General features: G+C 68.8%; 10 protein-coding genes. 6 read left to right on the forward strand and 4 right to left on the reverse strand.

The genetic code is table 11. The annotated features are described in order from the left end of the window. Nucleotides 1-697, reverse strand: a 697-nt coding sequence (locus ACFWF3_RS13780) for an SDR family NAD(P)-dependent oxidoreductase (RefSeq protein WP_379313943.1), incomplete at its 3' end; no start/stop codon positions are given. 71 nt (nucleotides 698-768) lie between these two features. On the opposite strand from ACFWF3_RS13780, the gene ACFWF3_RS13785 reads away from it, so the two are divergent. Continuing rightward, nucleotides 769-1395, forward strand: coding sequence for a TetR/AcrR family transcriptional regulator (locus ACFWF3_RS13785; RefSeq protein WP_379313944.1), 627 nt, complete (start codon nucleotides 769-771; stop codon nucleotides 1393-1395). Here ACFWF3_RS13785 and ACFWF3_RS13790 read toward each other — a convergent pair. Then, complete coding sequence (locus ACFWF3_RS13790) at nucleotides 1392-2354, reverse strand: oxygenase MpaB family protein (RefSeq protein WP_379313945.1); 963 nt, start codon at nucleotides 2352-2354, stop codon at nucleotides 1392-1394. The two genes, ACFWF3_RS13785 and ACFWF3_RS13790, sit on opposite strands and share 4 nt — an antisense overlap. 142 nt (nucleotides 2355-2496) lie before the next feature. On the opposite strand from ACFWF3_RS13790, the gene ACFWF3_RS13795 reads away from it, so the two are divergent. Beyond that, nucleotides 2497-3156, forward strand: a complete 660-nt coding sequence (locus tag ACFWF3_RS13795; protein ID WP_379313946.1) for a TetR/AcrR family transcriptional regulator — start codon at nucleotides 2497-2499, stop codon at nucleotides 3154-3156. 114 nt (nucleotides 3157-3270) lie between these two features. Beyond that, nucleotides 3271-3804: a VOC family protein gene (locus ACFWF3_RS13800; protein WP_379313947.1), complete on the forward strand. Its 534-nt coding sequence runs from the start codon at nucleotides 3271-3273 to the stop codon at nucleotides 3802-3804. A 24-nt stretch (nucleotides 3805-3828) separates the two neighbouring features. Here ACFWF3_RS13800 and ACFWF3_RS13805 read toward each other — a convergent pair whose 3' ends face one another. Together ACFWF3_RS13805 and ACFWF3_RS13810 are read right to left on the reverse strand one after the other, a co-directional pair. Beyond that, entirely contained in the window at nucleotides 3829-4686 is an 858-nt protein-coding gene (locus tag ACFWF3_RS13805) for a DNA/RNA non-specific endonuclease (protein WP_379313948.1), read from the reverse strand. Between the two features lie 136 nt (nucleotides 4687-4822). Continuing rightward, on the reverse strand, nucleotides 4823-5428 hold the full coding sequence (locus tag ACFWF3_RS13810) for a hypothetical protein (protein WP_379313949.1): 606 nt from the start codon (nucleotides 5426-5428) through the stop codon (nucleotides 4823-4825). Between the two features lie 203 nt (nucleotides 5429-5631). On the opposite strand from ACFWF3_RS13810, the gene ACFWF3_RS13815 reads away from it, so the two are divergent. The 3 genes from ACFWF3_RS13815 to bphC are packed head-to-tail and all read left to right on the forward strand — an operon-like array spanning nucleotide 5632 to nucleotide 8955. Next, complete coding sequence (locus tag ACFWF3_RS13815) at nucleotides 5632-6807, forward strand: Rieske 2Fe-2S domain-containing protein (protein WP_379313950.1); 1176 nt, start codon at nucleotides 5632-5634, stop codon at nucleotides 6805-6807. 37 nt (nucleotides 6808-6844) lie between these two features. Beyond that, nucleotides 6845-8023 carry an acyl-CoA dehydrogenase family protein gene (locus ACFWF3_RS13820; RefSeq protein ID WP_378987669.1) on the forward strand — a complete coding sequence of 393 codons (1179 nt, stop codon included), beginning with the start codon at nucleotides 6845-6847 and terminating at the stop codon, nucleotides 8021-8023. Nucleotides 8024-8049: 26 nt separating this feature from the next. Next, nucleotides 8050-8955 carry a biphenyl-2,3-diol 1,2-dioxygenase gene (gene bphC / locus ACFWF3_RS13825; protein WP_379313951.1) on the forward strand — a complete coding sequence of 302 codons (906 nt, stop codon included), beginning with the start codon at nucleotides 8050-8052 and terminating at the stop codon, nucleotides 8953-8955. Nucleotides 8956-8965 lie beyond the last annotated feature (10 nt).

Genomic DNA, 8965 nt, shown 5'->3' on the forward strand with positions numbered 1-8965 from the left:
CGGCCAGCCGGATCACGTTGATCGTGCCGACGAGGTTGACGTTGATCACCTTGGTGAAATCGGCGAGCGGGAACGCGCCCTGCAGCGCCTCCTCTGGCAGCGTCTCGAACAGCGGCGTGCGGAACAGGCCGGGCGCGATCGTGACGACGCGGATCTTGAAGCTCGCCAGGTCACGCGCGATCGGCAGGGTCAGGCCGACGATGCCACCCTTGGACGCGGCGTAGGCGGCCTGGCCGATCTGGCCGTCGTAGGCGGCGACGGAGGCGGTGTTGATGATGACGCCGCGCTCCTCACCGACCGGGTCGGTGCCCGACATGCGCTCGGCGGCCAGCCGGATCACGTTGAACGTGCCGACGAGGTTGACGTTGATCACCTTGGTGAAATCGGCGAGCGGGAACGCGCCCTTCTTGCCGACCGTCTTGATCGCGTTGCCGATACCGGCGCAGTTCACGGCGATCCGCAGCGGCGCCAGCGACTCGGCGACGTCGAGGGCCGCGGCCACCGCCGATTCGTCGGTCACGTCCGCGGCCGCGAACGCCGCGCCCTCGCCCAGTTCCTTGGCGATGGCCGCACCGTTGGACGAGGGGAGGTCGACGATGACGACCTTGGCGCCCTTGGCGTGCAGTTCCTGCACGGTCGCCAAGCCGAGACCCGACGCACCGCCGGTGACGATCGCGGACGAGTTGACGAAATCCATACTGTTTCTCCTGTTTTCGGTGAGGTCTCACTGATATTGACACACTTCGCCAAAACTGTTTGGCTTTCACGGTGACCCAGCCAGCTCCCCGCCGCCCCGGCCGCCCCTCCGTGCTGGACACCAGGGCCGTGTCGGTCGGCGCACTGCGCTTGTGGACCGACCGCGGTTTCGCCACCACCAGCTGGAGCGATCTCGCCGAGGCCACCGGAATCAGCACGCGCACCCTGCTGCGACACTTCTCGTCCCGAGCCGAGATCGCCTGGATCGGGGTCGCGCCCGCGACGGAGCGGCTACGAGACGCGCTCGCCGGCGCCGCTCCAGAGGAGCCGCCCGCAGTGGTCGTGCGGTCCGCGATCGTCGAGTCGGTGTCGCGCGATCCGCAGATCCAGGAGCTGGCGCCGGACTGGCTGCGGCTGATCTCCTCCGAACCCGAGCTGGCCGCGACCGCTCCCCGGATCTACCGTCCGTGGATCGATACGCTGTCGGACTACCTCGCCGGTCGACTGCCCGGCTCCCCCGCTCCCATCTGCCGGGCCATCGCCACCGCGTACCAGTCCGCCACCTTCGCCGCGCTGATCGAGTGGGCCGAGTCCGGCGCGCAGGGCGACTGCGCGGATTCGGTCGACCGGATGCTGCGCTGGATGGATCCGCACCTGCCGGGCTCCGCGCCGGACCGAGCGCCACTCGATCTCGGCTAGGCTCGCACGCGCCGCCGCGATCGGGCCTCGCCGGTCTCCGGCGCGAACGAGGTGAGGCCGACCTCCCGGTATCGCCCGGCCAGGCGTTCGTACTTGCGCCGATTGCGGGCCATCGGGGAGTCGGTGACCGCGGCCGGGAGCCGGGTGTAGGCGACGCGTAGGACGGTCGTGAGGATTCGGAAGTGCCGGTCGTGGCGAGCGGTCCAGGTGATCGGCATCTTGGCGCGCACCTCGGGGTGCATGATCCCGCAGCCGAGAACCATCGCGATATAGCCGAACGTGGGCGCGCTCACCCACCAGAACGGGGTGGTGACGGCGGGCAGGAAGTCCGGGCGCGGTGCACGGCGAACCGTTGTGGTGGCCGCTTCCAGTGCCGGGGTCGCGCGCAGCTCGGTGATCATCTGGTCGTAGTGGACGGCCAGGTCCGCGTAGTTCGCGATCGGCTGCGAGTTACCCGGCAGGTGCAGGCCGCGCGTTTTGGTGCGGTAGTGGTCCCAGATGGCCTGGTCGGCGGCCGGCGACGGGGTGTCGCCGGTCAATGCGAGGTAGGCGCCGCGCTGGACGAAGAAGGTCGAGTAGAGGATCCAGTTCCAGGCGTGCGGGTTGAGCGCCGAATAGCGTTCACCGTCCGGGCCGACGCCTTTGACGTCGCGATGCAGGAGCATGAGCCGCTGCGACTCGGCGTCCCGGTCGGCGTCTTCGCCGTGATAGATCAGCTGGTCGGCCGCCGCGGTGCGCACTGCCCGCGCCCACGGCTGATATCGCGCCCGGCCGGTGGCCTCGAGCGCGGCCGAGACGGGGGGCAGCATCGGCTGGTCGAACAGGCCGACCCCGAACAAACCGAACAGCACCGAGCCGCCGACACGTTCGAATCGTGCGACGGCGCTGTGGGATTCGCGCGAGGACGCCGGGGTGACGTCGGCCGAGCGGGTTTCCTGATGTGGCACAGGACAGGTCATCGGTGAACTCCTTTGTTCCGCCGACAGTTCTGGTGCTGGACGACACCATAAACTAGTCTGGTGTCAGAGTGCACCAGAATTGAGGGAGGGTCAAGAGTTCCGGGTGGACTATTCTGGCGCCCGAGGAAGAGGAAGGGCGGCCATGCGCAACGACACCGACGACGCGGCGACATCACGCGTCTACGGCGGTGTAGCCGCGGACGAACGCCGGTCCCGCCGTCGTGGCGCGCTGTTCGACGCCGCGCTCGACCTGCTCGCCGAGGGCGGAGCGCCCGCGGTCACCAAACGGGCCGTCTGCGTGCGAGCCCGGCTCAACGATCGCTACTTCTACGAGCAGTTCGCCGACCGCGACGCCCTGCTCACCGCGCTGGTCGAGGAGCACACCGCCCTCGGCATCGCCGCGGTGGTCACCGCCACCCACGACGCCGACCCCGACGTCCACAGCCAGGTGCGCGCGGCGGCGGACGCCGCGCTGGGCTTCCTGCTCGCCGACCCCCGCCGATCGGCCCTGCTGCTCAACGCGCAGAGCACCGAGGCACTGCAGGCCGCGCGACTGACCACCCAGCACGCGATCGCGCGCGCGATGTCGGCGGTGGGTCGCGAGATCCTCGCCGAACCCGCCGATCCGCTCGATGCCGACATGACCGCCTACAGCGTGGTCAGCGGCGCACTGGAGTTGGTCGCGGCCTGGATGCGCGGCGAATTCGGCACCACCAGGGAACATCTCACCGACCTCATCGCCCGGCTGCTGCTCAGCTCCGACAGCACGCAGCACGTGACCACGACGAAGTCGGCGCAATAGCGCGAGCCGCCCAGGCACGAAAGTCTCCCACTCCCCGGTCGTCCAGTGGTGTCGCCCGAGGTCGGCGTGGGACGCTCAGAGATCGAGACTGTCGATCGAGGAGGCCACCGCCCGATGCGGGGAATCAACCACATCGTTCTGTTCGTCGCGGATCTGCCGCGCAGCATCGCGTTCTACGAGGACGTGCTCGGATTCGAGCGGCTCGCCGAAGGATTCCCCGGCGGCGCGTTTCTGCGTCACCCCGGCTCGGCCAACGATCACGACCTCGGCCTCTTCCAGGCCAGGACGCCCACGGCGGGCCCGGCGGGCTCGGTCGGGCTCTATCACGTCGCCTGGGAAGTGGACACGTTGTCCGAGCTCGTCGCCGTCCGGGACCGCTTGACGGCGGCTCGCGCACTGACCGGTGCCGGCGATCACGGGTCGACCAAGGCGCTCTACGCCCGCGACCCCGACGGCATCGAGTTCGAGGTGTGCTGGCTGGTGCCCGATGAGCAGGTGGAGGACGCGCTCGCTCCCGGCACCTCACTGACCGCGCCACTCGACATCGACGCCCAGATCCGGCGGTACGGCGCCACCACCGCCGGCGGCCCACGCACCGATCCCCAGGTATGGGCGCGCGTGGCGGCACGTCAGGCGGCGACGTCGTAACCTGCACCGGTGCCCGCCGGCGGCTTACCAGCTGATATCGGCCGTCGACTCGAGCGGGCTGCGCTGGGCCACCGACTCCTGGGTCACGAAAGTGTCGGCGATGTGGAGCGCGGCCGGGAATCGGCAGTGCGCTCGCTGTTCGATCTCGGCCACGGCGACCTGGAAAACGCGGAACTCGTCGAGGGCGAGCGCTTCGAGTTCGTCGAGGTGCTGGGTCAGCAGAAACGCCTTGCACCGCAGTCGGTTTCCCTCGGCGAAGCAGATCACCTTCCAGTACTCCCGCGGCAGGGCCACCCCACGATGCACCTGGTCGTCCGCGCGGAAGGCGGGCCCGCCGAGCACGCTCACCCTCAGGTTGTCGACCTCGACATCGGCGAAGACCGCGTCTTCGAGTTGGCCCCACACCCCGGCGCGACTGCTCTGGTTGAAGTCGTCCATCTGCGGGGTGATGTTGGTGTAGAAGAACGAGTCGGCATTGGCCTGCTCGGCTTCGGCCTCACTGCCCCACAGCAGATCCGCGCGCCGCGCCAGGTGGCCGCGATCGAGCCGATTCTGTCGGTAGAGTTCGTTTCCCACCTGCGCCTCGGCCGGGACGCGTGGGTCTTTCACGAAGTCGATGCCGGTGCGGGAAAGTTTGCGCATCGCGGCGCCGTCGATGTTCCAGGCCACCCAGAACGCGAACCGCCGTGGCCTGCTCAGCGCCAACGAGAAGTGGGTGTAGCTGATGACGTCGGAGCCGTCGAGGCGAACCGCATCGCCGCGCACGGCCGCATCCAGTTCCGGAACCTCGACCCGCGACCCGAGAAAGTCCGGGTCGTACCCGGTCCGCGGCGCGTCGCTCTCGAATCCGGTTGTCGACGGAGAATCCACGTGGACGGTCATCGCAGGCCCCTTCCCGAAGGGTGGACAAGGTGTGTCGGCAGTTGCGTACACACGATCGTCGTCGCCACCGCAGCCATCCTCACGAGTAGTCGACTACCCGTTGTCCGCGCCCGCGGGCGAGGAGAGGTCCGCTCCCCTAGCGCGGGTCCGGGGTCCCGTCGCCGGTCACGGCGAAGGTGGCCCACGCACGGACGACCACGGTGCCCGCGGCGTCGGCGCCGCACAGGCTCACATCGACCCGGGATTCGCCGTCCTGCACGTAGCTCTGGGTCACCCGCCCCGAACACGACATGACATCGCCGGGCGGCAGTGGTCGCACCGACCTGGTGCGGAAGCGGCGGATCGCCTCGGCCCCGAGCCAGTCGGTGGCGTAGGTCGCCAGCAGCGCCGCCGCCTGCGGTGACATCTGCTCGCCCGCGAAGGCTTCCGCCGCCGCCCACGACTCGGCGACCAGTCCGCCCGTGCGGTCGAAGTATCGGGTGAGCGACTCGGCGGCGCCGACGGCGGGTTGGCCGGGGGCGCCCGCGCGGATCGCGGTCAGCTGGTCACCCGCGCGCGGCGGCGGACCGAAGAACCGGTGATCGGTTTCGACTCGCTCCCCTGCGATGGATCCGTCGGCGGGCAGGAAGGTCGGCGGCACCACGGGCCGATCGGCGAGCCGGTAGGCCGGATTGTCCGAGCGCGCCGCCTGTGCGAACAGCCGGATGGCATCGGTGTCCAGTACCACCGCGACGTTACCCATGATTCACTCCTGCTCGTCGAAACCGATGCCGTCACGGTAGGGCGGTCCGCCTCCTGTGATCGGTTCCTCTCCCGGTCATCGGGACAGCGGCCGACCGGGACGAAAACATGTCCGCTGACCGGGAACACCACGACCCGCCGACCCCCGCGCGGCGCGACCATCGGCGCAGCTCATCCCCACTCCGTCCGAACATGGAGGTTTCGATGCCGGAGAACTCGCCGAACGGCCGATCGCAGGACACCACCGCCGACTACCGGCAGATCGAGGCCGCCGCGGCGCCGACTCGGTTCGCCCGCGGCTGGCACTGCCTCGGCCTGCTCTCGTCGTTCCGCGACGGCAACCCGCACGAGGTGAAGGCCTTCGGCACCATGCTCGTGGTGTTCCAGTCCGAATCCGACGGCGCGTTGCACGTGCTCGACGGCTACTGCCGCCACATGGGCGGCAACCTCGCGCGCGGCACCATCAAGGGCGACTCGATCGCCTGCCCGTTCCACGACTGGCGCTGGGGCGGTAACGGCAAGTGCACGGCCATTCCGTACGCGCGCCGGGTACCGCCGCTGGCCAAGACCCGCACCTGGCCGACGCTGGAGCGCAACGGCCAGCTCTACGTCTGGCACGACCCGCAGGGTTCCAAGCCCACCGACGAGGTGACCATCCCCGAGATCGAGGGCTACGGCACGCCGGAGTGGACCGACCTGACCTGGAATTCGATTCTGATCGAGGGCTCGCACTGCCGCGAGATCGTCGACAACGTCGTCGACATGGCGCACTTCTTCTACGTGCACTACTCGTTCCCGCGCTACTTCAAGAACGTCTTCGAGGGCCACGTCGCCACTCAGTACATGCGCTCGACCCCGCGCCACGACGTCACCGTCGGCACCAGCTACGACGACCCGGATTCCGCGCTGCGCTCGGACGCTTCGTATTTCGGTCCGTCGTACATGCTCGATTGGCTGTGGAGCGAATCGAACGGGATGACAATCGAGACGGTGCTCGTCAACTGCCACTACCCGGTCGACGAGAACTCGTTCGTGCTGCAGTACGGCGCGATGGTCAAGAAGCCCGAGGGCATGTCCGACGAGGACGCCAACGCGATGGCGGCACAGTTCGCGCAGGGCGTCGAGTACGGCTTCGAGCAGGACGTCGAGATCTGGAAGAACAAGGCGCCCATCGACAATCCGCTGCTGTCGGAGGAAGACGGCCCGGTGTATCAGCTGCGCCGTTGGTACAAGCAGTTCTACGTCGACGTCGACGACGTCACCGAGGACATGACCAAGCGGTTCGAGTTCGAGATCGATACCGATCGCGCGGTGACGAGCTGGGAGGCCGAGGTGGCCGACAACATCGCCCGCGGCGCCGTCATCGACACCATGTCCTGATCCGCCACCCCACTACGAACAGAAAGCATCACCGGAGATGACCAGAGTTCTCGACAATATCGCCGCCATCGCGGACCAGCTGCGTGAGCAGGCACCGGAGGCGGAGCGGCTCGGGCAGCTGCCCGATGCCACAGCCCAGCTGCTGAAGACGGCGGGCCCGATCCGCCTGCTGCAGCCGAAGAAGTACAGCGGCTACGAGGCGCACCCGCGCGAGTTCGCCGAGACGGTGATGGCCACCGCCGCGCTCGACCCGGCCAGCGGCTGGATCGCCGGCATCGTCGGCGTGCACCCGTGGCAGCTGGCCTTCGCCGACCCGAAGGTGCAGGACGAGGTGTGGGCCGACGACCACGACACCTGGATGGCCTCGCCCTACGCGCCGACCGGCATCGCCCGTCCGGTCGACGGCGGCTACATCTTCAACGGCCGCTGGCAGTTCAGCTCCGGCACCGACCACTGTGACTGGATCTTCCTGGGCGCCATGCTCGGTGATGCCGAGGGCAAGATGGCGCTGCCGCCGACGATGCTGCACATGATCCTGCCGCGCCAGGATTACCAGATCGTCGAGGACTCCTGGAACGTGGTGGGCCTCAAGGGGACCGGATCCAAGGACATCATCGTCAAGGACGCGTTCGTGCCCGACTACCGGGTGATGAACGGCGACCACGTCATCGACGGCACCGCGCAGAAGGAGTACGGGGTCACCGAGACGCTGTACAAGATGCCGTGGTCGACGATGTTCCCGCTGGGCATCAGCTCCGCGGTGGTCGGCATCGCCGAGGGCGCGCTGGCCGCACACCTGGACTACCAGCGCGACCGGGTCGGCGCGCAGGGCACCGCGGTCAAGGACGATCCGTACGTGCTGTTCGCCATCGGCGAGGCCGCCGCCGACATCAACGCCGCGCGCCAGGAACTCCTCGCCAACGCCGACAAGATCTTCGACGCCGTCGATGCGGGCAAGGAGATCGGCTTCGCCGAGCGGGCCGCGGTCCGGCGCACCCAGGTCCGCGCGGCCTGGCGCGCGGTCACCGCCGTGGACCAGATCTTCGCCCGCTCCGGCGGCAACGCTATGCGGATCGACAAGCCGCTGCAGCGCTACTGGCGCGACGCCCACGTCGGCCTCGCCCACGCCATCCACGTGCCGAGCACGGTGTATCACGCCTCGGCCGTCAGCTCCCTCGGTCTCGAGCCCGCGGACAACCTGCGCTCGATGATCTGACCCGAACACCACGAAGGACAACGGAAATGACAGACATCAAAGGCCTCGGCTACGTCAAGATCCAGACCGCCGATATGGACCGGTGGCGCAAGTTCGCGTTCGAGGTGCTCGGCTTCGCGCAGGGCAGCGGGCCCGACGAGGACGCGCTGTACCTGCGGATGGACGAGCGCGCGGCGCGGATCACGATCGTGCCGGGCGACAGCGACGCCATCGTCACGATCGGCTGGGAAGTCCGCGACCACGCGGCACTGGTCCGCGTGCAGGAAGCCGTGACGGCGGCCGGGATCGCGGTGAAACCGCTGTCGGTCGAAGAGGCCGACGCGCGCGGGGTCGAGGAGGTCATCACCTTCCAGGACCCGACCGGCGCCACCCTCGAGATCTTCCACGGCGCGGTGCTCGACCACAGCCCGGTGATCACCCCGTTCGGCGCGCGATTCGTCACCGGCGCACAGGGTCTGGGCCATGTCGTGCTGCCGACCATGGACCCCAACGGCGCGTTCGGCTTCTACACCGACGTGCTCGGGTTCCTGCCGCGCGGCGCGTTCCGGATCCCGGCGCCGCCGGAGTACGGCCCGATGCGGGTGCGGTTCCTCGGTGTCAACGAACGCCATCACAGCCTGGCGCTGTGCCCTGCCCCGCACGGCGGCGCGCCGGGCCTGGTGCACATCATGGTGGAGGTCGACTCCCTCGATGCCGTCGGCCAGGCTCTCGATCGGGTGACCAAGGACGGCTTCTCGGTGTCCTCGACGCTGGGCAGGCACACCAACGACAAGATGGTGTCGTTCTATGTCCGCGCGCCCGGCGGCTGGGATATCGAGTTCGGTACCGAAGGCATGCGGGTCGACGAGACGTACTACAGCGCCGAGGAGATCACCGCGGACAGCTACTGGGGCCACGACTGGTCCGGGAGTGAGCCGCTCGCGGCGATGTAATTCCGCAGGT

It is taken from the genome of Nocardia sp. NPDC060220 (assembly GCF_042727815.1).
Classification (GTDB): domain Bacteria; phylum Actinomycetota; class Actinomycetes; order Mycobacteriales; family Mycobacteriaceae; genus Nocardia.

Excerpts from the sequence above, each read along its gene's own strand:
- ACFWF3_RS13820 (WP_378987669.1), top strand. The coding sequence starts at position 6,845 with ATGACCAGAGTTCTCGACAATATCGCCGCCATCGCGGACCAGCTGCGT.
- ACFWF3_RS13800 (WP_379313947.1), top strand. The coding sequence starts at position 3,271 with ATGCGGGGAATCAACCACATCGTTCTGTTCGTCGCGGATCTGCCGCGC.
- bphC (WP_379313951.1), top strand. The coding sequence starts at position 8,050 with ATGACAGACATCAAAGGCCTCGGCTACGTCAAGATCCAGACCGCCGAT.
- ACFWF3_RS13805 (WP_379313948.1), bottom strand. The coding sequence starts at position 4,686 with ATGACCGTCCACGTGGATTCTCCGTCGACAACCGGATTCGAGAGCGAC.
- ACFWF3_RS13815 (WP_379313950.1), top strand. The coding sequence starts at position 5,632 with ATGCCGGAGAACTCGCCGAACGGCCGATCGCAGGACACCACCGCCGAC.
- ACFWF3_RS13790 (WP_379313945.1), bottom strand. The coding sequence starts at position 2,354 with ATGACCTGTCCTGTGCCACATCAGGAAACCCGCTCGGCCGACGTCACC.
- ACFWF3_RS13795 (WP_379313946.1), top strand. The coding sequence starts at position 2,497 with ATGCGCAACGACACCGACGACGCGGCGACATCACGCGTCTACGGCGGT.
- ACFWF3_RS13810 (WP_379313949.1), bottom strand. The coding sequence starts at position 5,428 with ATGGGTAACGTCGCGGTGGTACTGGACACCGATGCCATCCGGCTGTTC.